The following is a 26,013-nucleotide window of genomic DNA, read 5'->3' on the forward strand; positions in this document are numbered from 1 at the left end:
GCCATGGTTACGCAATGAGATACATAAGTAAATATGTTAAAACTTATAAAATTGATTAGAATTTCTTTGCATGCTCAATCTGGATCACCTGCGCACCTACGCCCTTATTGTTGAAACCGGGAGCTTTTCCGGTGCGGCCGAAAGGCTGGGCCTTTCGCAGCCCGCCGTCAGCCTGCAGATCAGGCAGCTGGAACAGAAGCTGGGTGTGCGCCTGATTGAGCGTGTGGCGCGCCGCGCAACGCCTACGCCGGCCGGGTTCGACCTGATGGAAGAAATCCAGCACGTCAACACCGCCGTAGACGGTGTCATGGCCGCCATGGCTTCCCACTCCTCGGATGTGGCTGGCCGCATCACGCTGGGCATTGGCGCCACGGCCTGCCTTTATTTCCTGCCTCAAATCCTGCGCTCATTGAGGCTGCGGTTTCCCAATCTGAGCGTGGTGGTCAGCACGGGCAACACGGCCGACTTCGTCAAGGCGGTGGAAGGCAACATGCTGGACCTGGCGCTGGTCACGCTGCCCGTCAAACGGCGTGCACTGGCGGTGACACCGTTGTTTAACGACGAGTTTGTGGCCATCGCACCCAAGCGTGATGCCGCCATGCCCGCCAGGATCACGCCGGCCGTCCTGGCAAAGCGCGAGCTGGTGCTGTTCGAGCCGGCGGCCAATACCCGCGTGATCATCGACCAGTGGTTTCAGGATGCGGGCCACGCCCCCAAACCCATCATGGAGCTGGGCAGCGTCGAAGCCATCAAGGAAATGGTGGCGGCAGGCCTGGGCTGCAGCATCCTGCCGGCCATGGCGGTCACCGGCCCGGGGCAGCATGCCGAACTCGTGGTCCATTCGCTGTACCCACGGCTGCAAAGGACGCTGGCCCTGATCGTGCGCAACGACAAACCGGTGAACAAAGCCCTGCACCAGGTGATCGCGGCCATTTCACAACGGGCGGGCGCCGAGCCGCGCCAGCCGGGTTCCCGGCCTTCACCGCAAAACAACAAGCTGTAGCACGCCTGTCAAACAACTGTGCAAGGATGGGCGGATGCTCCCTCCGCCACTGCCTCCGCCACTGAATAGCGCTGCCGAGAGCCCGCGCAGCCTTCACAGCCCCTACAGCCTCACGCCGGCGCGGGATGCGGCGGCCAGCTTTTCAGAGATGGAGGAGCTCAAGACAATCCTGTTGGCGGGCAGCGCGCACTTTGATGTGGCCGTTGCGGCCGAAGCACATACTGCCGGCCCGTCTTTTCCGCTGTATGTGGCGGGCATCGGCTCCCGCGATCCGGCGGCGCCCGCGGTGGGTTTCTTCGGCGGCATCCATGGGCTGGAGCGCATCGGCACGCAGCTGGTTTTGCATTACATGCGGGCATTGCTGTTTCGCCTGGAGTGGGACGAATTGCTGCACCGGCAACTCGAAAAGGTCCGGCTGGTGTTCATGCCCATCGTGAACCCGGGCGGCATGTGGGCGCACAAGCGCGCCAACCCCCAGGGCGTGGACCTGATGCGCAACGCCCCCCACAGGGCAGATGCCCGCGTGCCTTTCCTGGCTGGCGGGCAAACCGTGAGCCCCCAGCTTCCCTGGTACTGTGGAAGGCCCGGCATGCCGATGGAAGTGGAAAGCGCTGCCGTACTGCTAGTGGTGCAGGAGCAGCTTGCCAGCCGGCCCTTCAGCCTGGCACTGGACTGCCATTCGGGCTACGGCTTTGACGACAGCCTGTGGTTTCCGTACGCCAGGACGCGCCGGCTGATGCCGCACCTGCCGGAGATGTTTGCGCTGCGGACCATGCTGGAGCAGTCGCACCCGCACCATGCCTACAGCTTTGAGCCGCAAAGCAACCAGTACCTGCTGCACGGCGATCTTTGGGACCACGCCTACGATCGGGTGCCGGCAGACAACATCTTTTTGCCGATGACGCTGGAGCTGGGCTCTTGGTTATGGATACGCAAGAATCCGCGCCAGCTGTTTTCGCGCCACGGTATTTTCAACCCCATCAAGGCGCACCGCACGCGGCGTGTACTGCGCCGCCATGCAGACCTGCTTGATTTCCTGACACGCGCCGCATTCTCCGCACCGCGCTGGCTGCCTTCGGGCGACCAGCGCGTGCAGCTCGCACGGCTTGCCGCGGCGCACTGGCGCCCGCGCAGGGTGTTGTGACATGACCTGGGTGTTGCTCAGGGGCTTGACCCGCGAAGCGCGGCACTGGGGCGGCTTCGCGCAGCAGCTTGCCGCAGCATTGCCCACCGCCGAAGCAGGCCAGGCCGTGGCGCTTGACCTTCCGGGCAACGGCGCCTTTCACCGCGAAGCCTCGCCTCGCTCGGTGCGTGGCATGACAGACTTTGCACGGGCACAGCTGTTGGCCCGCGGCCTGCAGCCCCCCTACCGGCTGGTAGCGATGTCACTGGGCGCGATGGTGGCGGCCGACTGGGCGCTGCAGTACCCGGGCGAAGTCTCGCGGCTGGTGCTGGTCAATACCAGCATGCGGCCCCACTGCCGGATGACCGAACGCCTGCGCCCGGCCAACTGGCTGCCGTTGGCCTTGCTGGCTTTGCGCTGGGGCGATGCAGACAGCGCCGAACGCATCATCCACCGGCTGACCTGCAACAACACCGCCTCACACGATGAAGACATTGCCGCGTGGACCGATATCCGCCGAAACGCGCCCGTCAGCGCCGCCAATGCCTGGCGCCAGCTGGAGGCCGCAGCGGCTTTCAGCATTGCCGCGCCGCCGCCCTGCCCCACCCTGCTGTTGTCTTCGGCGGCTGACCACCTGGTGAACCCACGCTGTACCTCCCGCCTCGCGAAAGCCTGGCAGGCCGCGCACCACGAACACCCGTGGGCCGGGCACGACCTGCCGCATGACGACCCCGGCTGGGTATGCCGGCACATCGCCGATTGGCTGAACAGTTAGTTTGCTATATTTTTAATAGCTGCTTGCGCCCGTTCATAAACGGTTTCAGGCACTTTTCCCCCAAGAAAAGCGGGTCTTGGCCGCAGGCAGCTGCCGGGTCCCGGAGCACTCAGGCAAAATCCAGCCTTGTCTGTACAAGACAAAGCGCCATGAACAAGTCCACCCACCCAGCGACCGGCACCACGCCACCCGGCCCAACGGCCCAGGATGCTGTGGAGGCCACCGGCGCCAGCTTGCAGGGTGCGCCGGCAGACGCACCTTCCGTACGCAACAAGCGCCTGTGGGTATTGGCGCTCGGCACGGCCGCAGCCTGGCACCTGGATCCGGCGTTTGGTGAAATGGCGGAAATGATCGGCATGATTGCCTGTGCCGGTAACAAGACCCTGGCCCGGGACGCCATCATGCAGATGCGGGCGAAAGCCGACGCGCTGCGTGCACAGATTCCGCCCTTGCCGGGCAGCGCATTGACCAAGGTGGTCCGGCGCGCGGAAGCAGCCTGCGGTGCAGTGCTGGACAAAGGCGTGCGTGTGAAGGAAGTGCAGACCAGCTGGGACCATTTTCTGGCCTGCGTCCGCGCGTTGCAGGATCCTCGCAAGTAGAGGCGCAAACCCGGCTCCCGCCAGCCGTGCGATTCACGACTGGGACTCAACTGTGGGACCAGCGCCCCGTCAATTTCACCCGTTTTCGTCTGATGTGTTTTTTGGGAGGGCAACTGATGCTGACACCGGCCGCCCATGTGCGGCATGATGGCCCCATGAATCCAAGATTTTTTCCACGCTTTTGCGGACGCATGCTGGCCGCGCGGGTGCTGTGGGCCGGCCTGGCATTTGCCATGGCGGGCGCCGCCTCGGCTGCCACGCCGCCCTTTGAAGACACCATCGCGCAGCGCACCATGGCCTGCACGGCCTGCCACGGGCCCCAGGGCCGGGCCGCACCCGACGGCTACTACCCGCGCCTGGCGGGAAAACCGGCGGGCTACCTGTACAACCAGCTGCTGAACTTTCGCGATGGGCGCCGCCACTACGGCCTCATGACGCAACTGATCGAACCGCTCAGCGACACCTACCTGATGGAGATCGCGCAGTACTTCTCCCAGCTCGAAGTCCCCTATCCCGCCCCCCTGCCCGCGGCCGCATCGCCCGAGGCCATGCGCCATGGACAGCAGCTGGTCATGCAGGGTGACGCCGTGCGCCGGCTACCGGCCTGCGTGCAGTGCCACGGCCAGGCCATGACCGGCGTGGCGCCGGCCATTCCGGGCCTGCTGGGGCTGCCACGTGACTACCTCAATGCACAGCTGGGTGCCTGGAAGGCCGGCCAGCGCCGCGCGCACGCGCCGGATTGCATGAAAAATGTGGTGGAAAAACTCACCCTGGAGGACATCAATGCCGTCGCCAGCTGGGTGGCTGCGCAGCCCCTGCCGGCGAGCACCAAACCGGCCACCGCGCTGCCCGCGCTTGCGCCCGGCGCCGTGGCCATCACCTGCGGCAGCGCAGCAAACATGCCCGCTGTACCGGCTTTGCCCACCAGGAAAACGCAAAAATGAAGACGTTCCTCAAATGGGCAGTGGGCCTTGCCACCCTGGCAGCCGCCGCGGTTTTTCTGGTATGGGCGCTGAATGTGCGCGACGAAGTCGACGTGAAGGCGCCTGTGGCTACCGCAGCCCCCAGCGACAGCCTGATTGCCCGGGGCGCCAACCTGGCGCGCGCCGGCAACTGCCAGACCTGCCACACCGTGCAGGGCGGCCAGGCCTATGCGGGCGGGCGCGGTATCGCCACGCCGTTTGGCACAGTGTTCACCTCCAATCTCACGCCCGACGACAAAACCGGCATCGGCACCTGGTCATCCGCCCATTTCTGGCGCGCCATGCACAACGGCCGCTCCAAAAACGGCCGCCTGCTCTACCCGGCCTTCCCCTACACCAGCTACACGCAGGTCACGCGCGAGGACTCGGATGCACTGTTTGCCTACTTGCGCAGCCTGCCCGCTACGGTGCAGCCCAACCAGCCCCATGCGGTGCGCTTTCCCTACCAGTCGCAGGCCGCACTTGCGGTGTGGCGCGCCCTGTACTTCAGCCCCGGCGTGTACCAACCTGACGCGGCACGCAGCGCCGACTGGAATCGCGGCGCCTACCTGGTCAAGGGCCTGGGGCACTGCGCGGCCTGCCACACCGCCCGCAATGCGCTGGGCGCCAGCGATGCGGGACTGGACCTGGCCGGCGGGCTGATTCCCATGCAGAACTGGTATGCGCCCTCGCTGACCTCGCCTTACGAAGCGGGTGTGAGCGACTGGGACAGGCAACACATCGTGAGCCTTCTGAAAAACGGTGTCTCACCACGCGCCTCGGTCACCGGCCCCATGGCTGAAGTCGTCCAGCGCAGCACGCAATACCTGAGCGACGCCGACCTCGGCGCGATGGCGCAGTTCCTGAAAGAGCTGCCGCCCTCAAACACCACGCCCCCCGAGCCGGCCACCATCAAGACGCAGGGCGAGTCGGTGGAACGCGCCGCCAGGCTGTATGAACAGCACTGCGCCCAGTGCCACGGTGCCAAGGGCGAAGGCATTGCCAATGCCTACCCGGCGCTGGCAGGCAACCGCGCCGTGACCATGAGCCAGGCCGTGAACCTGGTGCAGATCGTGCTGAATGGCGGCTACGCCCCGGCCACCGCCGGCAACCCGCGCCCCTTCGGCATGCCGCCCTTCGTGCTGGTGCTGAACGACGCCGACATGGCGCTGGTGCTGACGCACGTCCGCCAGTCATGGGGCAATCGGGCTAGTGAAATCACGCCGGTGGAAGTGAACCGGATACGGGCGAATTCGGGGCGGTAAGTAGGCGTTCCCACGCCCAGGGCTGGGTGAAGATTTTCCGCCGAGCGGCATGAACCATAGAGACAATTTTGCATTGGAAGCGGCAAGAATGACTACGGGATGCTGAGCCTGTATATCTCAATTGCCCTGGGGCTCGTATACGCGCAAATGGGAGGATTCAGCCGGAAGAGGTTTGAATCCGGTCTATTCAACATAGTGATGCCGATCATGGTCATGCTGGTACCCCTTATCGTGGCTGTTCAGTCGGCACTACGTCGGTGAACAGAAGACGTGCCTGCACTCCATGACGTCAGCTGCAGGGACGACGGAACTGCTCCGTCTGAATGCGCTTGACGCGTGGCAAGCCATGGCTGATATTTCAGATTAAATCTGGGCGAACGCATATGCCTGACTCAACCGTTACACCCGAAAAGTTCACACTCACCCTAAGTGCGGCCGGCATACTCCTGCACCTTTACACCGCCCTCTTTCTGGCCGACGGCGGATTGAGCTGGTTTCTCCTCGGCCTGGCAGTGCTGTCCTGTCTGCCTTATGCAATAGCAGTGGCTCTCGCCCGCATTCGCCGCGCAAGCGTCCTCTCCCTCGGCTGGGCTATCGCATCGCTGCTTGCCGACCTCTACATGCACTATTCCGTTTTTGTTGCGCCAAAGGGTTCAACTGCAGCCTTGGGCCTTTTGTTCATGCCGGTTTGGAACCTTCTCGTCGTCGGTCCTGCGGGTGCTGTACTGCTATGGGGCTGCCATCGTCTGCTCACGCGCAGGAGCCGCGCGACCTGAGTGACTCAAGAGCCGGATCGCGGCGTCACCATTCGGTCCCGCCGCGACAACGACGGGAAAAGCCTGAACCAGGCAGCAGCCACCACCAGCGTGCCCACGCCGCCTGCCACCACGGAGCCCACCGGCCCCAGCAGCGCTGCAGTGGCGCCCGATTCAAACTCACCAAGCTGGTTGGATGCACCGATGAATACCGAGTTGACGGCGCTGACGCGGCCGCGCATTTCGTTGGGGGTTTCGATCTGCACCAGTGTCTGGCGCACCACCACGCTGACCATGTCGGCCCCGCCCGAGACGGCCAGAACCAGCAGCGACAGCACAAAGCTGGTCGACAGGCCAAACACCACCATGCACACACCGTACAGGGCAACTGCTGACAGCATGGTCGGCCCGACGCGGCGCTCCAGCGGCCAGCGGGTCAGCACCGCGGACGTCAGCAGGGCGCCGACCGCAGGGGCGCCGCGCAGCAGGCCCAGCCCCCAGGGCCCGACGTGCAGGATGTCTTTGGCGAACATGGGCAGCAAGGCCGTGGCGCCGCCCAGCAGCACGGCAAAAAGATCCAGCGACGCAGCGCCCAGCAGGGCCTTGCGCTGCCATACAAACTCCACGCCGGCCAGCAGCGTGCGCAGCGTCACCGGCTCACGTGGCGGCGGCGCGTGGTCATAGCGCAGCACCGCGATCAGCACGCAGCCGGTGGCAAAGAGGCAAGCGCAGGTGGCATACACCGCCGTGGCGCCGGCCACAAAAATCACGCCACCCAGCGCTGGCCCGCCGATGACCGCCGCCTGCATGCCGGCCGAGCTGAAAGCCATGGCACGCGGCAGCATGGCGGGCGGCACCAGCACCGGGGTGAGTGATTGCTGCGCGGGCATCTGGAAGGCGCGGGCCACACCCAGCATGACCGACACCGCCAGCAACAGTTCGCGCGAAACCCAGCTGTGATGCATTCCCCCAATTTGCCAGCCCTGTGTGGCCGCCACCAGGATCATCGCCACCGTGGCCTGCGTCACCAGGCAGCCGGCGATGATGCGCCCGCGGTGAGCCCGGTCGGCGACATGTCCGGCCACCAGCGTCAGCAGCAAGGCCGGCACAAACTGGTACAGACCCACCAGGCCAAGGTCCCATGCGCTGCCGGTCAGTTCGTACATCTGCCAGCCCACGGCGACCATCAGCATCTGGTTGCCTGTGGTGGCAAAAATCCGGGCGAACCACATGCGCATGTAGGCGCGCTGGCGGGTGAGTTCCTTGAATGAGTGTGTAGGCATGCGGCCCGAAGCTTAACAGTGCCGTACCCGCGAGGTGTGGCAAGGGGCTACTCTTGAGGGAACGCCTTCAGCGGCTGTAACGCTATTGATTTAATAGCTGCTTGCGCACGTCCTGCCTGGCTAAAACCAGTATTTCCGCATTGACTCATTCGCAGGCACGACGGCCGCACCAGGAACCGGACCGCTTTCGCCCGAACCGGGGAGAAGCCCGATAAGCCCGCCTGCTGGCCTGAAAATTAGGCCATTGGCTTTAAGTGGGGGACCGTTTTAGGCGAAACAGGCAGTTAACATGGCGACATAACAGGGCCACCCTGGCACCAGGAGGAAGAAGTTATGCACCGCATCGTCATCGTAGGCGGAGGCGCCGGAGGGCTGGCGCTGGCCACGCAACTGGGCAAACGCCTGGGCAAAAAGGGCCTGGCCGAGGTCACCCTGGTGGACGCCGCACGCACCCACGTCTGGAAACCGTTGCTGCACCAGCTGGCCGCAGGCAGCTTTGACACGCACGCCGAGGAAATTGAATACCTCGCGCAGGCCCGCTGGAACCACTTCAAGTTTCGCCTGGGGAGCCTCACCGGCGTGGACCGCCAGAACAAGACCCTGCAGCTGGCTGCCAGCCATGACGAAGCCGGCCGCGAAATCACACCGGCCCAGCAACTGGCCTACGACACGCTGGTGATTGCCGTGGGCAGCCAGACCAACGACTTCGGCACGCCCGGCGCGGCAGAACACACCATCAAGCTCGACAGCCCGCAAGCCGCCAAGCGCTTTAACGACAGGCTGATCAACGCCTGCATTCGCGCACAAACCGTGCCGCGCGTGGCCGGCAGCGGTCGTCTGACAGTAGCGATCGTGGGCGGCGGCGCCACCGGCGTGGAACTGGCTGCCGAGCTGCATGCCGCAGCGCGGGTGCTGGCCAACTACGGCTTTGACTACATCCACCCCGAAAAAGACCTGCAGATCGTGCTCGTCGAAGCCGCGCCGCGCCTGCTGGCCCAGTTGCCCGAGCGCCTGAGCGAATCGGCCATGCGCGAGCTGCGCAAGCTGGCCATCGAAGTGCACACCAATGAAAAAGTGGTGGAAGTCACGGCCGACAGCCTGAAGATGGCCAGCGGCAAGGTCATTTCATCGAGCATCACGGTGTGGGCCGCCGGCGTAAAAGCCTCCGACTTTCTGCGGACCCTGGGCGATGGCAATCCGCTGGAAACCAACAGGCTCAACCAGCTGGTCGTGAACGGAAACCTGCAAAGCACGGGAGACGCAAACATCTATGCCTTTGGCGACTGTGCGGCATGCCAGCAACCGGACGGCACCTGGGTACCACCGCGAGCCCAGGCCGCCTACCAGCAGGCCATGTACCTGACGCGCTCGCTCTCCGACCTGATCGCCGGCAAGCCGGTGGCGCCCTTCGTCTTCAAGGACCAGGGTTCGCTGGTGTCGTTGTCGGAATACTCTTCTGTCGGCAGCCTGATGGGCAGTCTCACCAAGGGCAGCTTCTTCATTGAAGGCCAGTTGGCCAAGTTCATGTACTGGGGCCTGCACAAGCAGCACCAGCTGGCGCTGGGGGGCTTCAAGAAAACTGCGCTGATCACGCTGTCGGAAATGCTGGACCGCACCTATCGCCCGCGCATCAAGTTGCATTGATAATCACGGCATCTCATTCTTATCAACCTGACGGAGAAAACCATGGCAAAAGGACAGCAAAACAACAACAAGATGGTCAAGAAGCCGAAGAAAGACACCTCGCCCCCCAAGACAGTGTCTCCTGACGCGGTGCGCCCGACCATCGTGACGCAGGTTCCGCTGCGCGGCAAGCTGAAGAACAAATAAGGCCTTGATGGCCGGCTCTGGCGACTTGCCTGCAGATACCCCGGTTGCTTCAGTGCAGCCGGGTAATCCGCTGCACGGCGTCAAGCTGGAGGCCATCATCACCGCACTGTCAGACCACTACGGCTGGGAAGAGCTGGGGCAACGCATCAACATCCGCTGCTTCACCAGCGATCCCAGCGTGCCGTCCAGCCTGAAATTTTTGCGCAAGACGCCCTGGGCACGCGAGAAGGTTGAAAGCCTTTACCTCTTCATGCTGCGGGAAGTCAAACGCAGCAGCCCACCGGTTCACAACTTCCCGCCGCCTAAAGCCAAGCCCCAACCCTAGAGGGGATTGGCGAACAAGAGCATCATGGCGATGCCCACACCGATCAGGAAGTTGGCATCGATCAGGCCGGCAAGCAGAAACATCTTCACCTGCAACGGCTCCATCAATTCGGGCTGGCGCACGGCACCTTCCAGAAATCGCCCACCCATCGCCCCTATGCCCAGGCAGGCGCCAATGGCGCCCAGGCCGATGATCAATCCACATGCAATGGCAATGGCACCTGCGTCAGTCATGATTTCTTCTCCTTGGTTAAAAACTTTTCATTGACTGAATCATGAAGGCCGAGCCGCCGCAGAACAATTACCCCGAAGGTAATGTCATCGACATTCCAGGTGTGAGACTGCTACACGCCGATGAGTTCCTGCTGGTACTGGACAAGCCATCAGGACTGCTCTCAGTGCCAGGACGAGGTGAAGACAAGCAAGACTGCCTGAGCGCCCGCGTGCAGGCCGCCTTTCCAGACGCCCTTATCGTGCACCGTCTGGACCAGGCCACCTCGGGCCTGATGCTGATGGCGCGCGGCGCGGCCATGCAGCGGGCGCTGAGCCGATCGTTCGAAACGCGTGAGGTTGGCAAGCGCTACGTGGCAGTGGTGAGCGGCCACTTGCCCGCACCGAGTGATCCGAATGCCCCGGACGGCTGGGGCCTGATCGACATGCCCATCATCGTGGACTGGCCACGCCGGCCGCTGCGCATCATCGACGCTGAGCGCGGCAAACCCAGCCAGACCCGCTGGCGCGTGCTGTCGCATGACACGGCGGCTAACACCACACGGGTGGAACTCGAACCTGTCACCGGCCGTTCACATCAATTGCGCGTGCACCTGAAAGCACTGGGCCATCCGATTTTGGGCGATGCGCTGTATGCACCCGAAGCCGTACAGGCGGCTGCGCCGCGTTTGCTGCTGCATGCCGCAGCGCTGCAGCTCACGCATCCGGCTAGCGGGCAGGCGATGGCATTTGAAAGCAAGCCCGGCTTTTAGGCCGCGAGCAGTTCCATGGTACCGGCGCTACCATGCAGCCATGACACAAAACACCCACCTCACCCTGATCACAGGCGCCTCGCGTGGCATGGGCTTTTCCATGGCACGCCAGCTGCTCACCGCCGGCCACACGGTGCTTGGCATTTCACGCACTGCCGCGCCCGAGCTGGAAGAACATGCGCGGCATGTCGGCGCTACGGTGCTGCAATGGGCGCATGACCTGGCGGACAGCGGCTCACTGAACGAGAAGCTGGAAAGCTGGCTCAAGGATTCGCAAGCAGAACAGGCCTGGGCCAGCGTTACGTTGATCAACAACGCGGGCGTGATCCCGCAGATCGGCTCGCTGGACCAGATTGGCGAAGCCGACCTGGCAAGGGCGCTGCGTGTGGGGCTGGAAGCGCCCATGCAAATCACCGCTGCTTTCCTGCGCGCCACCGGCGGCTGGCAAGCGCCGCGCAAGGTACTCAATATTTCGTCGGGCCTGGGGCGTCGCGCCATGGCTTCGCAAGCGGCCTACTGCGCCGCCAAAGCCGGCATGGACCATTTCACCCGGTGCCTGGCACTGGAAGAAGCCCTGAAGCCCCACGGCGCGAAAGTCTGCTCACTCGCGCCAGGCGTGATCGACACCGGCATGCAGGAGCAACTGCGCGCGGCCGACCCCAAGGCCTTTCCGGATCGCGATTCGTTTGTAGGTTTGAAAACAGGCGGCGTGCTGACATCCCCCGAAGATGCAGCTGCGCGCATTCTGGCGTTTCTTGCCCGGCCGGACTTCGGCACCAATCCAGTAGCTGACGTGAGGGACTGACCGCTCCCCACTGGTTACCAAAGAACTCTTAAACCCAGCAGGAGCCGCGGAGCCGGCTTTGCCGGGCCGCTGGCTTCGCCCCCTGCAAGGGGGGAACAGACTACACGCAGTGAGTCTGGACGGGGGTGTTCAATATATTTCCGGTACGACGATGTTTTGTGGGACCGGAGTACGCACATAGTCCTCGTGGCGCACCCGCTCGGGCAGTACGATGGGCGGGTGCGGGGTTTCCTGGTAGGGCATCTGCTGCAGCAGGTGGTGGATGCAGTTCAGGCGGGCTTTTTTCTTGTCGTCCGCCTGCACCACCCACCATGGGGCCTCGGGGATGTGGGTGCGGTCCAGCATGATCTCCTTGGCCTTGGTGTACTCCTCCCAGCGGCGGCGTGACTCCAGATCCATGGGGCTGAGCTTCCATTGCTTGAGCGGGTCGTGGATGCGACCGAGAAAGCGCAGGTGCTGCTCTTCATCGGAAATGGAAAACCAGTACTTGATGAGCTGTATGCCCGAACGCACCAGCATCTTTTCAAACTCTGGAACAGTGCGGAAAAACTCTTCGTACTGATCGTCGGTGCAAAAGCCCATGACGCGTTCCACGCCGGCGCGGTTGTACCAGCTGCGGTCAAACAGCACGATCTCTCCGGCGGCCGGCAAATGGGACACATAACGCTGGAAGTACCACTGCGTGCGTTCGCGGTCGTTGGGGGCCGGCAATGCCGCCACACGGCAGACGCGCGGATTGAGCCGCTGAGTGATGCGTTTGATCACGCCTCCCTTGCCGGCGGCGTCGCGCCCTTCAAACAAGATCACCACCTTGTGGCCGGTGCTGACCACCCAGTCCTGCAGCTTCACGAGTTCGGCCTGCAGGCGGAACAGCTCACGGAAATACTGGCGGCGGTCTTCTTTTTCCTGAGCCGCATCTTTGGTGCTGCGGGCAGGCAGCTCTTCCCCGATAAGCCCGGCCACGGTGCGGTCTTCAATTTCCATCTCCAGCTCTTCGTCGTAGCTGTCGATCAGGTCATTGCGGATCCGCCGCATCAATTCTTCGTCGCTTGAACTCAAGGCTCTCTCCTGCACAACCGGAAATCGGTCAACACCCCAGCGTACCCGCGGCACATGGCAGTTTGATGAAACAGCCTAAAACCGTTGTCCATCTCCGGACTTTCAAGCCGCCCTGCAGGGAAGGAACGATGCCAACCCCGTGTCTTGCTTCATTTTTGATAGCTGCTTGCGCACGTCCCTATTGGGTTTCAAGGCAGTTTTCCTTAAATATCAAGAATTCCCATGACGTGATCAGCTTTTCTTGAGGATCTGGTAAATCTCGTCCTTGATCTTGAGCCGTCGCTTTTTCAGGTCTTCCAGCGCCTCGTCCGTGATGACGCCCACACCCTGCTCATACTTTGCAATCGCGTGGTTGTCCTCGTCGTAGCGCGCAAAGAGCTCGGCAAAGTGTGGGTCAGACACCTTGAGGCTGCGCATCTTCTGCAGGTATTCCGGAAATTCATGTGCAATGTCGTGATTCAGAAGGTCCATGAAAAACTCCTTTTGTGTAGCGTCACGCCGTCGGGAAACGAACAGCTGTTCAGTCGCGCACCACCAGCACAGGCAGGTGCGCGTGGGAAAGGACCTGGGCGGTGACGCTGCCCAGCACCAGTTTTTCGAGTCCGCGGCGGCCGTGGGAACCCATGACAATCAGGTCGGCATTGATCGCCTCGGCGGTGTCGAGAATGCCGCGGTAGATGGCATGGCCCTCCACTACCGAGCCGGTAGCGGTGATACCCGCCTCCTGGAAGGCCTGCTTGGCAGCGGTGATGGCCTCATTGGCTTCGGCCGTGGCAGCGCTCAGGTATTCGGCCTGCCCATAGGCAAAGTCGGCGCCCACCCCGGTAAAAGCATAGGGGTCTATGACGTAAACGACGGTCACCTCGCTCTTGAACGCCTGGGCGACTGCCAGTGCATTGCCGATCGCCTTGCGCGAGGTGGAAGAGCCGTCTACAGGAACCAGAATGTGCTTGTACATGATGGAATCTCCTTGAGCCAGGAATGGATTCTGCGGCCGGCGCCCTTCGCGGGTCAATGCCGGCCAGCGCAGGGCCGCTACGGGCCCCGCCATGCTTCAGTTATAGGGTATTGGGCGACAGGCCGCCGTCAGACAAGGCGCCGAAACCGCAGCGCCTGCGCTGCGCGGGCGTCACAGCCCCGCGGCACTCATTCAGGTTTGATATTGGCCGATTTGGCCAGTTGCGCATAACGCGCCAGGTCTACCTTGATCAGCCTGGCAAGCGCGGCGCCGTCGCCGCTCAGGGGCTCCACGCCTGCGCCTGAAAGGTTTTCCCTCACGGCGCCTTCAGCCAGCACCTTTTGAACGTCCGCGTAAATTTTGGCAACCACCTCGGGTGGCATTTTGGCCGGGCCCATCAGCGCATACCAGATGGAAAAGTCGAGCGGCTTCAGGCCCTGCTCTTCAAAGGTCGGCACCTGGGGCATCAGGTCATAGCGCGTAGCGGTCGACACGCCAATGCCGTTGAGCTTGCCGGTCTTGATGTGCGGCGCAGCGAGGTTGGCGCTGAGGATGGCCAGTTGCACCTGGCCGCCCACCACGTCGGTCAGTGCAGGGGCACAGCCCTTGTAGCCGACATGGGTAGCACTGACACCAGACTTTTGCTTGACCAGTTCCATCACGAAATGCTGCGGTGTGCCGACGCCGCAGGAGCCGTAGCTCAGCGCTGCCGGATTGGCTCTGGAATAGGTGACCAGTTCCTGAATCGTCTTGATGTTGGTGCTTTGGTGAGACACCAGCGCGATCGGCGTGAGACCCAGCAGCATGATCGGTGTCAGGTCTTTTTCGGGGTCGTAGTTGAGCTTGCCGTTCACGGCCGGGTTGACCACCATGGTGCTGTTTTGCAGCAGCAGCGTGTAGCCGTCTGCCGGCGCCTTGACCACGGCTTCCGTGCCGATATTGCCGGAGGCACCCGCACGGTTGTCTACCGCTATGCCCTGCCCCCACAGGGTCTGCAGGCGTGCGCCGATCTGGCGCGCCAGGATGTCGGAGCCGCCGCCGGTGCCATAAGGAACAATGATGCGCACAGGACGGGACGGATAGGCTTGCGCCAGCGCCTGCGTTGCAGTCATGCATGTCAAAGACATCAAGGTGGCCAGGGCCAGGAGCTTTGGAAATTTCATGATTCGCCTCTTTCGTCTTTCGTGTACGGCTGTTTATTCAACGGCGCCGATACGGCGGCTCCACAATTCCCACGGCCGCATGACCTGGCCCTCATTCGTCGCCATGGCCAGGTCTGCTTCTTCGGGCGTCAGGAATTCGATCGGACCCAGGGCCGATGCCGTGAACTGCAGCTTGGCATTTTCTTCGGCATAGACCGCCCGGTAAACCGCGCGCTCCAGCGAAGGCGCCACTACGGTCGAACCGTGGCCACGCATCAGCACGCAGGTGTGCTGGCCCAGTGCCCTGGCGAGGTCTTTGCCCAGGCCCATGTCGCGGATCAGCAGGTCGGTGTTGCCGTTGGACTCGCGGATTTCATACAGCGACGAACCGCTGCCCAAAAAACCGCTCATGTGGAAGATGGGGCGCAGGCGCTGGCCGGTCACGCCGAAAGGAATCACGCTGGGGGAATGGCTGTGCACCACCGCCATCACGTCAGGCCGCGCGCGATAGATTTCGCCGTGGATAAAGCGCTCCAGGTAAGAATGCAGCGTGGACTCACCCACCAGGTCCCCATTGAGGTCGTAGGTCAGGATGTCAGCTTTTTTGACCAGGCCGGGGGCGCGGTTGCAGGACAGCAGGAAATGTTCAGGTGACTTGTCGTGGCGCACGCTCACATGGCCGAAGCCGTCCACCACACCCTGGTCGTACAGGATGCGGTTGGCCATCACGAGTTTTTCGACCAGCGCTGGATCGGCCGCGGAAGGCGTCATGAAGTCTCCTTATTGACAACGGCCCGGAAGGGTCATTTTTAATAAGCATACATACTACATGGCAAATTTTCCAGGCAAACGCTGAAGATGCAGGGTAAACCCGCCCTCTTCAGGCGTTCATCGGGCCTCCCAGCAGCAGCCTCAGGCTGGCGCGTCAGGGCTCGATCTTCACGCCCTTCCAGAAGGCAATATGGCCCTTGATGTTGTCGGCTTCGGGTTTGGGGTCGGGGTAATACCAGGCGGCATCGGTATTCATTTCACCGTTGACCAGCAACGAGTAATAGCTGGCCTGCCCTTTCCATGAACACATGGTGTGGTGGTTGCTGAAGGTCACGTAGTCGCGGTTGAGTGCGCTTTCGGGGAAATAGTGGTTGCCTTCCACCACCACGGTGTCGTCGCTTTGCGCAATCACTGCGCCGTTCCAGATGGCTTTCATGGGAATTTCTTTCTGCGGATGCGGATCGGGTGAACAGGCGCCAATGCTACGCCCCCGGAGCGGGAGCCGTGCCTGTCAGGGTATTTTCGCCGCCGGCATGCGATGTGGCGAGAGGAGGTCAAAAAAATACCGATGACAAGCACCGGTATTTCGGGAGCAGCGTTGGAGCCCTTCTTCACCAGCCGGGGCCGCGGGACTGGCTTTGCCAGACCGCAGGCGCAGCGCCCCCTAGGGGGGCAGCGAACCACACGCAGTGGGGAGCGTGGGGGCTCTATGTTTAGGCCAGACGGAGATTCTTGCCTTCAACAATCACCTTCGAGCCCACTGCCACGGCGCTGGAAAGCTCCATGTTGCGCACGGTGCCATCGTCCATGCGAACGCGCACTTCGTACACGGTGACCTTCTTCATGTTTTTCTCGATCTGGTTGCCGGCAAATGCGCCGCCTGCAACACCCAGCACGGTCATGGCGGTTTTGCCATTGCCGCCACCCATCTGGTTACCAACAAGGCCGCCGACAACGCCGCCGGCCACCGTGCCAAGTCCGATGGTGGTGTTGCCCACATCTACGCCATTCACCTTGCCCTGGCGTTGAACAGGGGTCACAGCTTCGACGGTGCCGCAGGTTGCGCAGACATTGGCGCGCGGGGTGGCCTGCGCCACCACGACCGGATTGGTGTGCGGCTTGGCGGGCTGCGTGTGTTTGGACGTATCGGCCGCCAGCTTGGAAGTCTGCGCGGGTTCATTGACGGCGGCCGATCCACCCGGCTGCGCGTCGGACCGGTTGACGACCAGCGCGGCGGCCAGCGCCATGACGGTCACGCCGAGCACGGCAACGATGGCGACAAGCGCCTTGCTGTGCTGCAGGCGTTGCGAGAAGCCCGGCTGGTGGGCAGGCTGAGGTTGAACGGCGGGTTGATTAACTTGGTTGTTGGTGTCCATGGTGGAACTCCTGTGTGTGAGCCCCGGTTGTAACAACACCGACGGATACATCCTGTAGGACGAAGTGACATTCGTAAGGAAAGCTTTCCGCGTTCAGGTGAAAGTGTGCGCTTTTGCGCACTTCAGCACGTGTTCACACCGCCCTCATACAGCCTTCACCGAGGCTTTACACGTCTTTTTAGACGCCCCCATGGGGATGGGTCGGGTCCACCCACAGCACCGTGTCCGGCTTCTCCACAGGATCGATATCGAGGTTGATAGCAACCGCTTCGCCGTCACTGCGGCACAGCACGCACTCCAGAACCTCGGTCGCGCTGGCGTTGATTTCCTGGTGCGGCACGTAGGGCGGCACATAGATGAAGTCGCCCGGACCGGCTTCGGCGGTGAACTCCAGGTGGTCGCCCCAGCGCATGCGGGCTCTACCCCGAATGACATAGATCACGCTCTCCAGGTGGCCGTGGTGATGCGCGCCGGTCTTGGCGTCAGCGTGGATGGTCACTGTGCCGGCCCACAGCTTTTGTGCGCCCACGCGGGCAAAGTTGATGGCGGCCCGCCTGTCCATGCCCGGTGTCTGTGCCGTGTTGCTGTCCAGCTGATTACCGGCGATCACGCGCACGCCGTCGTGCTTCCACGGCGGGTCGGCTTCTCCATGCGCATGGGGATGCTTGTGTCCGGGACCGTGGGAATGATCGTGGTCGTGAGGATGATGCGGAAGCGTGGGGTCATTGCTCATGCTGTCAGCGTACACCAGCGCCATGCATTCAGTCCAGCACAACGGCCTCCCGCACTGCGCAGCGATGCCGCGTCCGCTGACCAACCTTACTTGTAGCGTTCCCGCGCCAGCGCCGCACCTGCGCCTAGCGCCTGCAACTTCTTCAGCGCCACTTCGCGGTCCATGGGCGCCAGGCCGCAATTGGTGCAGGGAATCAATCGGTTCCTGGGCACATATTTGAGCGCCTGGCCAATGGTGTCGGCCACCTGCTCGGGCGTTTCAATCTCCTCGCTGGCGACGTCGATCACGCCGACCATCACGTCCTTGCCCTCGAGCAGCGCCATCAGGTGCGGCGGCACGTGAGAGTGGTAGCACTCCAGGCTGACCTGGCGGATGGTGCTTTTGGCCAGCGCGGGAAACACGGTTTCGTATTGCCGCCATTCCTCACCCAGGGTTTCTTTCCAGTCGGTGTTGGCCTTGATGCCGTAGCCGTAGCAAATGTGCACGGCGGTCGTGCAGGTCAGGTCCTGCGCCGCGCGCTCAAGCGCCCTCACGCCCCAGTCGGCGGCTTCCTTCATGTAGACATTGAAGGCGGGCTCGTCGAACTGGATGATGTCGACACCGTCGGCCTGCAGCGCCAGCGCTTCCTGGTTCAGCAGCTCGGCAAACGCCATCGCCATCTTGACCTTGTCGCCGTAAAACTGGTCGGCCACGGTGTCGACAATCGTCATCGGGCCAGGCAAGGTGAATTTGATTTTTTTGGTGGTGTGCGCGCGCAGCAGCCGTGCTTCAGCAGCATGCACCCGGCCCTTGAGCTTGAGCTGGGACACCACCTGCGGCACCATCGCGTCATAGCGGTTGTCGCGTATGCCCATCTTGACCTTGTGCTCGAAGTCGATGCCTTCAACCTGCTCCAGAAAACCGTGCACAAAGTGCTGGCGCGACTGCTCGCCGTCACCAATCACGTCCAGGCCCGCGTCTTCCTGCGCCTTGATCCACAGCAGCGTGGCGTCGGCCTTGGCCTGCCTGAGTTCTTCGCCTTCACTTTTCCACTGAGGCCAGAGTTTTTGGGTTTCCGACAGCCAGCCGGGTTTGGGCAGGCTGCCGGCGATGGCGGCGCTAAAGAGCGGAGTGGCAGGAGGCGTTTGCATGGGCGGTCCTTGTCTCGATATTTGTTCAGTGCTTTTTGGGGGTAGCCGGTTTCATGTTCAGAAAAACTCCCGCGCCAGCAGTTCATAGGAGCGCCTGCGGGCGGCGGGATCGTGCGTCCAGGTGATCACGACCAGCTCGTCAACCCCCAGTGTATGAGCCAGCGCCCTTAATTTGGCTGCAACTTGCGGGCCGCTGCCGACCAGCGCATTGGCCCTGAGCCTGTCGGCCTCCATCTGCTCGACCGGCGTGTAGGGGCGTAGCGCGACTTCTTCGGGCGAAGGCAGGGCCGCCAGCGCGCCGCGGTTGCGGTCTATCTTCCAGCGCTCGCGACCCGAGAAGTGGTGCCAGGCCTCGGCCTCCGTGTCGGCCGCCAGTGCCCAGACGCAGAGCACCGCCTGCGGCGTCGGGTGGCGCGGGCTGGGCCGGTAGGTCGAGCGGTAAATCTCCAGCGCCTGCTCTGCGCCCTGCCCGTCGGTGATGAAGTAAGCAAACGCATACGGCAGCCCATAGTGCGCGGCCAGCTGCGCGCCGTAATCGGAGCTGCCCAGCATCCACAGCTCCGGCGCGGTCGGGCCCATGGGGTTGGCGGTCACGCCGCGGCCTGGGTGGCCTTCGGGCAGGTCAACGCCGGCGAGCCAGGCTTGCAGCTCACGCACCTGGATGGGAAAGTTCTCAGCCGACTGGCGCGGGTCGCTGCTCAGCAAACGCGCGGTGCGCATGTCTGAGCCCGGTGCGCGACCCACCCCCAGGTCGATGCGACCCGGTGCGATGGCTTCCAGCACCCGAAACTGCTCGGCCACCTTGAGTGCCGCATAGTGCGGCAGCATGACACCGGCACTGCCCACACGGATGCGGCTGGTGGTGGCCGCGATGGCAGCCATCAAGACTTCGGGGGCCGACCCCACGATGCTGGGGTGGCTATGGTGTTCGCTGACCCAAAAGCGTTTGTAGCCCAGCGCTTCGCAATGGCGGGCCAGTTGCAGGGTTTCACGGATGGAGGCATCTTCCGTACGGCCGGTGACGGCGACGGACTGGTCTAGGACGGACAGTTGCATGGTCGGGCCACTATAGCCAGACCGGTTAAATCCCGCTCGGGCGGGGTTACCCGGGACAGCGATCTCCCCGCTCTGTTCCAATAGAGGGTTAACTCCCGTCCAGACCCGAGATAAAGAAGTACACCTTATGGCACTCAAAGCCACCATCTACAAAGCCCAGCTCGCCCTGTCCGACATGGACCGCAGCATCTACGCCGACCACAGCGTGACGATTGCCCGCCACCCGTCGGAGGCCGACGAACGCATGATGATCCGCCTGCTGGCCTTTGCGTTGAACGTGCCGGCCGACGACAAAAAGGGCAACCTGGAATTTGCCAAGGACCTGTGGGACGTGGACGAAGCGGCGCTCTGGCACAAGGACTACACCGAGCAGATCCTGCACTGGATCGACGTCGGCCAGCCCGACGACAAGCGCCTGATGAAAGCCGCGGGCCGCGCCGAACGCGTGAGCGTCTACAGCTTTGCCAGCAGCACACCGGTCTGGTGGAAGAACATAGAAACCAAGCTCACCCGCGCCGCCAACCTGGTGGTCTGGCAGATCGACGCGGCAGAAAGCCAGGCCTTGGCCAAATTGGCTGAGCGCAGCATGCAGCTGCAGGTGACGGTGCAGGACGGCACGGTGTGGATGAGCACGGCGCTGGGGTCGGTAGAGATCACGCCGCGCCGGTTGACGGCCGGCGAGTCTTAAACACCAGAACGTCGAGAGGATGCATCCTTCGCGTCCCCGGAATCCTTGTGCTGGTCTTGATGCTGATAAAGCGGCAGCTCTGCGCCGCAATGAAAGCAAAAGTCTGCCTCGGGCAGGTGGCCTTCGGTCAGGCATTCATGGCAGGTGCGCGTGGTTGGCAAGGCCAGATGCTGCAGGCGCCGCTCCGCCGCCATTTCGGCCGTGACGATGCCGGTGGGCACTGCCAGGATGCCCCAGCCCAGCAACATCATGAAAGATGAGATCAGCCGGCCCAGGTCGGTCTTGGGCGTGATGTCGCCAAAGCCCACGGTGGTGACCGTGCTGATGGCCCAGTAAACCGAGGTCGGGATGCTGGTAAAGCCGTTGGACGGCCCTTCGACCACGTACATCACGGTACCCATCACCAGCACCATCATCACCACGGCCGACAGGAACACCAGAATCTTGCGGCCGCTCGCTGCCAGCGCCCGGCCCAGCGACTGGTATTCGGCCACGTAGGCAGCCAGCTTAAAGATGCGGAACACGCGCAGCAAACGCAGCACGCGCACATCGATGAGCGCATGGAGTTCCGGAAAGAACAGCGCCAGGTAAGTTGGCAACACGGCAACCAGATCGATGATGCCGAAAAAGCTTGTCGCGTACTGCAGCGGCTTGCGCACACACACCAGGCGCGCGATGTATTCGGCGGTGAAGAGCAGCGTGAAAATCCATTCGACCACCGCGAACGCCCGGCCGTGCGAGGCATGAATCGACTGCACGCTGTCGGCCATCACCACAGCGATGCTGACCAGGATAAGGGCGATCAGTGTCTTGTCAAAAAGCCTCCCGGCACGGGTGTCGGCCTCAAAGATGATGGTGTACAGGCGCAGCCGCCAGCCGTCGAGGGGCTTGTCATCCAGGTCGGGCGAAGCGGGAAGAGGCGGGGCGGGTTTGGCCATGCAGGAAAGGCGCAGCAAGCGCCGCGTGTTCGTTGGGTTGACAGAGCAGCACGATACCTGACCGGGAAAGCCTTCACGGCCGCGCAGGAATTTGCTACTATTTTTATAGCTGCTTGCGCCCGTCCATTATGGTTTTCAGCCACTTTTTACTACAAATGATCCGAACGACATCAGGAGGCCGGCTGGCGGTATCTGGCCCAGGCTGCTTCCGTGGGCGTGGTGCTGGCGCCAGGCTGCTGCGGCAGGCTGAAGTGGCCGCTCACCACCTGCGCGGGCTCCAGAAAGCAGTCCTTGATCCAGGGAATGTATTCAAGCACCGTGCACGCCGGGTGCGCGTGGTTCAGGTGCACATGCACCTGGCTCATGTCGCCCGCGTGCGGCGCCACCGGCAACCGGAAGGAATGCGCCGTGTCGCACACCCGCAGCACTTCGGTGATGCCGCCCATGCGCGTGACATCGGGCTGCACCCAATGAATGGCTTCCTGGTGGAAGAATTCAGCAAATGCATCGTGCGTGTAGAGCTGCTCGCCCAGCGCGACGGGAATGGTGGTGCTGCGCGCCAGTTGCGCATGGCCTTTCACGTCGTCGTACCAAAGCGGCTCTTCGATCCAGTACAAATCAAATGCCTCTGCCGCGCGGCAAAAGCGCTGGCAGGTGGGCAAGTCCCATTTGCCGTTGCCGTCGGTCGCCATCGTGATGGCGGGGCCGATGGCACGGCGTACCGCTTCCAGCCGTTTCAGGTCGCGGTCGACGCTGGAGCCAATCTTGACCTTGATACCGGTGAAGCCTTCGTCGACTGCGCGCTTCGCACCGGCCACCAGCTGGTCGTCGGGGATGCTGAGCCAGCCGATGTCGGTGTTGTAAGCGCGTACTTTCTCGCGCACCTGGCCGCCCAGCAGCTTCCACAGCGGCACGCCCGCGGCCTTGGCCTTCAGATCCCACAGCGCGATGTCGATGGCGGCCTGAGACAGCGTGATGATGCCGGCGCGCCCCACCCATTGCAGGGCCGGATTGCGCGCCAGCTTGAGCCATAAACGCTGGATGTCTGCCGTGTCTTCACCGATCAACAGCGGCGCATGGCAGGTCTCGATGCAGCGCGTGATCAGCTGGTCGCTCGGCAAATGGGCATGGGTGCCGGTGAAGCCGTAGCCGGTAAGGCCGTTGTCTGTGTCTATTTGCGCACCGACCACGCCCCAGTGCGAAATGGTGTGGGTGCTGTCAGCAATCTGCGAGCCCGTAACGGGCACATGCAGGATGAAAGGCTTGACCGATGTGATTTTCAATTTTGTCTCCGGGTGGCACTCAGAAGGCTCATAACCCGCATCGTGCCAGAGTCAGTCACTTTGCGCCCTGCTCCGCTTCCTGCAAGGCTCGCCACATGACCTTGCCCGAGCCACTCTTGGGCAAGGCATCGACAAACTGCACAACCCGTGGATACTTGTACGCCGCCATGTTCTCCTTGCACCAGTTGATGATGTCGTCTTCCGTTGTCTGGCCTTTGGCCGCGGCGCGCAGCACCACCACCGCCTTGACGGTTTCGCCGCGGTAGGCGTCTTTGGTACTGATGATGCAGGCCTCCTGGATGGCCGGGTGCTTGAACATCAGCGCCTCCACTTCGGCCGGCCACACCTTGAAGCCCGAGGCATTGATCATGCGCTTGAGCCGGTCGGTGATGAAGAAATAGCCCTGCTCGTCCATGCGCCCCAAGTCGCCGGAGCGGAAAAAGCGCTTGCCATCGATCTCGATAAAGGCGTCGGCGGTTGCATCGGGACGCTTCCAGTAGCCCTGGAATATCTGCGGCCCGCTCATGATGATTTCGCCTTGCTCGCCCTGTGGCACTTCCTTCAGCGTGACCGGATCGATGATGCGCGAGTCGCAGCTCATGAAGGGAACGCCCAGGCATTGCTGTTTGGTGGCGTCATAGGGATTGCTGTGCGAGGGCGCCGCGGTTTCCGTGAGGCCGTAGCCTTCGGCAAAACGCAGACCGTATTGCTCCCACAGGCGCTGGGCCACGGCCTGCGGCATGGCCGCACCGCCGCCGCCGATGTAGACGAGGCTACTCAAATCGAAAGAAGCAAAGTTGGGACTCCCCAGCAAATCTATCACCATGGTGGGGATATTCGTCCAGTGCGTCACCCCCCATCGTGAGATCAGGCGCCCGGCCAGCTCGCGGTCCCATCGCGGCATGATGACCAGCGTCGCACTGCCGTAAATGGAAGCGTGCATGACCGACACCATGCCTGTGATGTGAAACATCGGCACCACGGACAGCGTGACATTTTCAAACGTGCTGCCGCCCCACAGGCAGCTGGCCACTGCGTTGTGCATGATGCTGGCGTGCGTGTGCATGCAGCCCTTGGGCAGGCCGGTGGTGCCGCTGGTATAGGGCAGCACGGCCAAGTCTTGCGGCGTGGCGGTGTGTGGGGGCAGCTCTGCGGTTTCTCCGGCCGTCATCGCATCAGCCCAGCTCATCACCGTACCGCCTTCCAGCACGGGCAGCGCGTGGCGCGTACCCAGCCATTCGCGCCAGGCTTCGGGCATCGCCGCATCGTTGCTGCCTTGGGGCGCCATGTCAAAAGCATCGCTGTAATGCGTGACCACCAGGTGTGACAGCCGCTCGACGGGCGACAGCTGCGCATTGGCCCGGGCCAGCTCGGGCGCCAGGTCGGCCGTGGTGATGGCAATCCGGGCGTCGGGATCGGTGATGTAGTGCTTGAGTTCTTCGGCCCGGTTCATCGGGTTGACCGGCACGACCACGGCGTTGGCCCGCAGGATCGCAAAGTGCGCGATCACCCACTGTGGGCAGTTCTGCATGTTGAGCACCACGCGGTCGCCCTTGCGCACCCCCATGCGGTAAAGCGTGGCCGCCAGGCGCTCGGCTTGCCGCATTACTTCGGCATAGCTGAGCACGCGGTTGAAGAAAACCAGCGCGGGCTTGTCCGGAAAGCGCAGCGCGCTGACCGCCAGGTTGTGCCACAACGAAGTTGCCGGCGGCGTGATGCTGTGCGGCAGGCGCTTGGGCCAGACCTGGTGGTGCAGGTTGTGCGGAGTTGCTGCAGGGACGGCCTGGCCGGTGTTGGAATCAAGGGTCAAGAAAAGGCTCCAGGCAAGTGCTGACTTGGGGTCTCAGCCTACCCCGAGTCCGCGCTGTCCACATCCGGGAAGCTCCTGATAAAACACTGTCACTTGAGCGACCCGCGCTCACTATGATGGGTTGCACCTGCACGGCAGCCCGCGCAAGAACACATGCATCCCCTTTCACGGTGGAAGTCCTTCCGGCCTCACCGCTTGCACGCAGAAATAAAAGCAGAAACATCAGGAGACCCCCATGACCCGACTTCTCACCCTTCGACGAAAAACCCTGATGTCGGCGTGCGCGCTGGCTTTCACAGCACTGGCCTCTGGCGCAGCGTTCGCGGCTTTTCCGGAAAAGCCCATCCGCGTGGTGATCGGCTTTCCGGCCGGCGGCCCGCTGGACCAGCATGCGCGCCTCTTGACCGAGCGCCTGCAGGCCGTGCTGGGTCAGCCCATCGTGATCGACTACAAATCCGGCGCCGGCGGCACCGTGGGCGCACAAGACGTCATGAAGGCCGCGCCCGATGGCTACACCCTGATGCTGGCCAACACCGGCGTGATGGTGATCAACCCCGCGCTCTACAGCAAGCTGCCCTACAACACGCTGAAAGACTTCACCCCGATTGCGCGCACCGCCATGCAACCGCTGGCGCTGCTGGTCAACCCCAAGCTGCCGGTCAACAACCTCACGGAATTCATCGCCTACACCAAGGCCAGGCCCGGCCAGGTCAACTACGGATCGGCCGGCAACGGCGGCATCAGCCATCTGGTGCCCGAGATGTTCAAGAATGCCACCGGGCTCTTCATGGTGCACATCCCCTACCGTGGCAGCGCGCCAGCCTTCACCGACCTGATGGCAGGCCAGGTGCAGTTCATGGCCGAATCGATTCCGCAGGCAGCCAACTATCACAAGCAGGGCAAGGTGCGCGCGCTGGCCGTGACCAGCAAGGAGCGCAACCCCGCCCTGCCCGACATCCCGACGGTCATTGAATCGGGTATCAAGGGGTTTGAGGTGGTGGGCTTTTACGGCTTCCTCGCACCCGCCGGCCTGCCCAAGGACGTAGCGGCCAAACTCAGCGATGCCTTCAAGCAGGTCATGACCAGCCCGGACATCCGCAACCGCATGGTCACGCAAGGGGCCGACCCTGCCTTCATGGGCAGTGACGAGTTCGCCCAGTTCCTGGCCGCTGAAATGCCGCGTTGGGCCCAGGCGGTCAAGGCTTCGGGCGCCAGGCTGGACTGACAGGATCCGGCGCGGTAGAGGCGCCGGCAGCCAGAGCCACGCGCCCACGCCATTCCCCTTTCTGGTGCAGACGGCCCCAAAACCCCGCAATTTTGGCTCCCAGGCACGCCAGACAGGTGCACATAACTTGTATACCA

29 protein-coding genes are annotated in these 26,013 nt (G+C 62.9%); 14 read left to right on the top strand and 15 right to left on the bottom strand.

The genetic code is table 11. The annotated features are described in order from the left end of the window. The first annotated feature begins 70 nt into the window (after positions 1-70). From AC1D11_RS03925 to AC1D11_RS03955, 7 genes are all read left to right on the top strand, one after another. Positions 71-1,003 carry a LysR family transcriptional regulator gene (locus tag AC1D11_RS03925; RefSeq protein WP_477647447.1) on the top strand — a complete coding sequence of 311 codons (933 nt, stop codon included), beginning with the start codon at positions 71-73 and terminating at the stop codon, positions 1,001-1,003. Positions 1,004-1,151: 148 nt separating this feature from the next. Then, positions 1,152-2,147 carry a M14 family zinc carboxypeptidase gene (locus AC1D11_RS03930; RefSeq protein WP_477647457.1) on the top strand — a complete coding sequence of 332 codons (996 nt, stop codon included), beginning with the start codon at positions 1,152-1,154 and terminating at the stop codon, positions 2,145-2,147. 1 nt (position 2,148) lies between these two features. Next, entirely contained in the window at positions 2,149-2,901 is a 753-nt protein-coding gene (locus AC1D11_RS03935) for an alpha/beta fold hydrolase (protein WP_477647446.1), read from the top strand. A gap of 149 nt (positions 2,902-3,050) precedes the next feature. Further along, complete coding sequence (locus AC1D11_RS03940; protein ID WP_477647445.1) at positions 3,051-3,500, top strand: hypothetical protein; 450 nt, start codon at positions 3,051-3,053, stop codon at positions 3,498-3,500. A 155-nt stretch (positions 3,501-3,655) separates the two neighbouring features. After that, positions 3,656-4,444, top strand: coding sequence for a c-type cytochrome (locus tag AC1D11_RS03945; protein WP_477647444.1), 789 nt, complete (start codon positions 3,656-3,658; stop codon positions 4,442-4,444). Further along, positions 4,441-5,727 carry a c-type cytochrome gene (locus tag AC1D11_RS03950; RefSeq protein WP_477647443.1) on the top strand — a complete coding sequence of 429 codons (1,287 nt, stop codon included), beginning with the start codon at positions 4,441-4,443 and terminating at the stop codon, positions 5,725-5,727. Before AC1D11_RS03945 ends, AC1D11_RS03950 begins: the two co-directional genes overlap by 4 nt. A 383-nt stretch (positions 5,728-6,110) precedes the next feature. Beyond that, positions 6,111-6,503, top strand: coding sequence for a hypothetical protein (locus AC1D11_RS03955; RefSeq protein WP_477647442.1), 393 nt, complete (start codon positions 6,111-6,113; stop codon positions 6,501-6,503). 5 nt (positions 6,504-6,508) lie between these two features. On the opposite strand, the gene AC1D11_RS03960 is transcribed toward AC1D11_RS03955, so the two are convergent. Continuing rightward, positions 6,509-7,765: an MFS transporter gene (locus AC1D11_RS03960; protein WP_477647441.1), complete on the bottom strand. Its 1,257-nt coding sequence runs from the start codon at positions 7,763-7,765 to the stop codon at positions 6,509-6,511. Between the two features lie 333 nt (positions 7,766-8,098). Here AC1D11_RS03960 and AC1D11_RS03965 point away from each other — a divergent pair, with 333 nt between their 5' ends. The 3 genes from AC1D11_RS03965 to AC1D11_RS03975 are packed head-to-tail and all read left to right on the top strand — an operon-like array spanning position 8,099 to position 9,920. After that, positions 8,099-9,409, top strand: a complete 1,311-nt coding sequence (locus AC1D11_RS03965; RefSeq protein ID WP_477647440.1) for an NAD(P)/FAD-dependent oxidoreductase — start codon at positions 8,099-8,101, stop codon at positions 9,407-9,409. Between the two features lie 42 nt (positions 9,410-9,451). Beyond that, positions 9,452-9,595 (top strand): hypothetical protein, encoded by a 144-nt coding sequence (locus AC1D11_RS03970; protein WP_164483755.1) that lies wholly within the window; start codon positions 9,452-9,454, stop codon positions 9,593-9,595. Positions 9,596-9,602: 7 nt separating this feature from the next. Next, positions 9,603-9,920, top strand: a complete 318-nt coding sequence (locus AC1D11_RS03975) for a VF530 family protein (protein WP_477647439.1) — start codon at positions 9,603-9,605, stop codon at positions 9,918-9,920. Here AC1D11_RS03975 and atpE read toward each other — a convergent pair. Then, on the bottom strand, positions 9,917-10,153 hold the full coding sequence (atpE, locus tag AC1D11_RS03980; RefSeq protein WP_436153757.1) for a F0F1 ATP synthase subunit C: 237 nt from the start codon (positions 10,151-10,153) through the stop codon (positions 9,917-9,919). The two genes, AC1D11_RS03975 and atpE, sit on opposite strands and share 4 nt — an antisense overlap. 41 nt (positions 10,154-10,194) lie before the next feature. Between atpE and AC1D11_RS03985 the strand changes: the two genes are divergently transcribed. Together AC1D11_RS03985 and AC1D11_RS03990 are read left to right on the top strand one after the other, a co-directional pair. After that, positions 10,195-10,902, top strand: coding sequence for a pseudouridine synthase (locus AC1D11_RS03985; RefSeq protein ID WP_477647438.1), 708 nt, complete (start codon positions 10,195-10,197; stop codon positions 10,900-10,902). Positions 10,903-10,942: 40 nt separating this feature from the next. Further along, positions 10,943-11,707: an SDR family NAD(P)-dependent oxidoreductase gene (locus tag AC1D11_RS03990; RefSeq protein ID WP_477647437.1), complete on the top strand. Its 765-nt coding sequence runs from the start codon at positions 10,943-10,945 to the stop codon at positions 11,705-11,707. Positions 11,708-11,836: 129 nt separating this feature from the next. On the opposite strand, the gene ppk2 is transcribed toward AC1D11_RS03990, so the two are convergent. The 10 genes from ppk2 to AC1D11_RS04040 all read right to left on the bottom strand — a co-directional run bounded on the left by ppk2 (position 11,837) and on the right by AC1D11_RS04040 (position 19,932). Continuing rightward, on the bottom strand, positions 11,837-12,742 hold the full coding sequence (gene ppk2 / locus AC1D11_RS03995) for a polyphosphate kinase 2 (RefSeq protein WP_477647456.1): 906 nt from the start codon (positions 12,740-12,742) through the stop codon (positions 11,837-11,839). Positions 12,743-12,997: 255 nt separating this feature from the next. Continuing rightward, positions 12,998-13,237 (bottom strand): HP1242/YdcH family protein, encoded by a 240-nt coding sequence (locus AC1D11_RS04000; protein WP_477647436.1) that lies wholly within the window; start codon positions 13,235-13,237, stop codon positions 12,998-13,000. A gap of 49 nt (positions 13,238-13,286) precedes the next feature. Beyond that, positions 13,287-13,724 (bottom strand): universal stress protein, encoded by a 438-nt coding sequence (locus AC1D11_RS04005; protein ID WP_477647435.1) that lies wholly within the window; start codon positions 13,722-13,724, stop codon positions 13,287-13,289. Positions 13,725-13,912: 188 nt separating this feature from the next. Then, positions 13,913-14,887 (bottom strand): Bug family tripartite tricarboxylate transporter substrate binding protein, encoded by a 975-nt coding sequence (locus tag AC1D11_RS04010; RefSeq protein WP_477647434.1) that lies wholly within the window; start codon positions 14,885-14,887, stop codon positions 13,913-13,915. A 33-nt stretch (positions 14,888-14,920) separates the two neighbouring features. Beyond that, positions 14,921-15,637, bottom strand: coding sequence for a class II aldolase/adducin family protein (locus AC1D11_RS04015; protein WP_477647433.1), 717 nt, complete (start codon positions 15,635-15,637; stop codon positions 14,921-14,923). 154 nt (positions 15,638-15,791) lie between these two features. Further along, positions 15,792-16,073 (bottom strand): DUF427 domain-containing protein, encoded by a 282-nt coding sequence (locus AC1D11_RS04020; protein ID WP_348047097.1) that lies wholly within the window; start codon positions 16,071-16,073, stop codon positions 15,792-15,794. A 277-nt stretch (positions 16,074-16,350) separates the two neighbouring features. Further along, a complete protein-coding gene (locus AC1D11_RS04025) occupies positions 16,351-17,013 on the bottom strand; it encodes a glycine zipper 2TM domain-containing protein (protein ID WP_477647432.1) in 663 nt (220 codons plus the stop codon). A gap of 178 nt (positions 17,014-17,191) precedes the next feature. Beyond that, positions 17,192-17,746, bottom strand: a complete 555-nt coding sequence (locus tag AC1D11_RS04030) for a cupin domain-containing protein (protein ID WP_477647431.1) — start codon at positions 17,744-17,746, stop codon at positions 17,192-17,194. A gap of 86 nt (positions 17,747-17,832) precedes the next feature. Further along, positions 17,833-18,876, bottom strand: coding sequence for a methionine synthase (locus tag AC1D11_RS04035; protein ID WP_477647430.1), 1,044 nt, complete (start codon positions 18,874-18,876; stop codon positions 17,833-17,835). Positions 18,877-18,933: 57 nt separating this feature from the next. Beyond that, entirely contained in the window at positions 18,934-19,932 is a 999-nt protein-coding gene (locus AC1D11_RS04040) for an LLM class flavin-dependent oxidoreductase (protein ID WP_477647429.1), read from the bottom strand. A gap of 127 nt (positions 19,933-20,059) precedes the next feature. Here AC1D11_RS04040 and AC1D11_RS04045 point away from each other — a divergent pair, with 127 nt between their 5' ends. Then, a complete protein-coding gene (locus tag AC1D11_RS04045) occupies positions 20,060-20,620 on the top strand; it encodes a YaeQ family protein (RefSeq protein ID WP_457279222.1) in 561 nt (186 codons plus the stop codon). On the opposite strand, the gene AC1D11_RS04050 is transcribed toward AC1D11_RS04045, so the two are convergent. The 3 genes from AC1D11_RS04050 to AC1D11_RS04060 all read right to left on the bottom strand — a co-directional run bounded on the left by AC1D11_RS04050 (position 20,617) and on the right by AC1D11_RS04060 (position 24,651). Next, a complete protein-coding gene (locus AC1D11_RS04050) occupies positions 20,617-21,558 on the bottom strand; it encodes an ion transporter (protein ID WP_477647428.1) in 942 nt (313 codons plus the stop codon). The genes AC1D11_RS04045 and AC1D11_RS04050 overlap by 4 nt on opposite strands. A 170-nt stretch (positions 21,559-21,728) precedes the next feature. Then, positions 21,729-22,841: a mandelate racemase/muconate lactonizing enzyme family protein gene (locus AC1D11_RS04055; protein ID WP_477647427.1), complete on the bottom strand. Its 1,113-nt coding sequence runs from the start codon at positions 22,839-22,841 to the stop codon at positions 21,729-21,731. A 55-nt stretch (positions 22,842-22,896) separates the two neighbouring features. Next, a complete protein-coding gene (locus tag AC1D11_RS04060; protein WP_477647426.1) occupies positions 22,897-24,651 on the bottom strand; it encodes a long-chain fatty acid--CoA ligase in 1,755 nt (584 codons plus the stop codon). Between the two features lie 235 nt (positions 24,652-24,886). Here AC1D11_RS04060 and AC1D11_RS04065 point away from each other — a divergent pair, with 235 nt between their 5' ends. After that, positions 24,887-25,876 carry a Bug family tripartite tricarboxylate transporter substrate binding protein gene (locus tag AC1D11_RS04065; protein ID WP_477647425.1) on the top strand — a complete coding sequence of 330 codons (990 nt, stop codon included), beginning with the start codon at positions 24,887-24,889 and terminating at the stop codon, positions 25,874-25,876. Positions 25,877-26,013 lie beyond the last annotated feature (137 nt).

It is taken from the genome of Polaromonas sp. P1_E11, assembly GCF_056405995.1.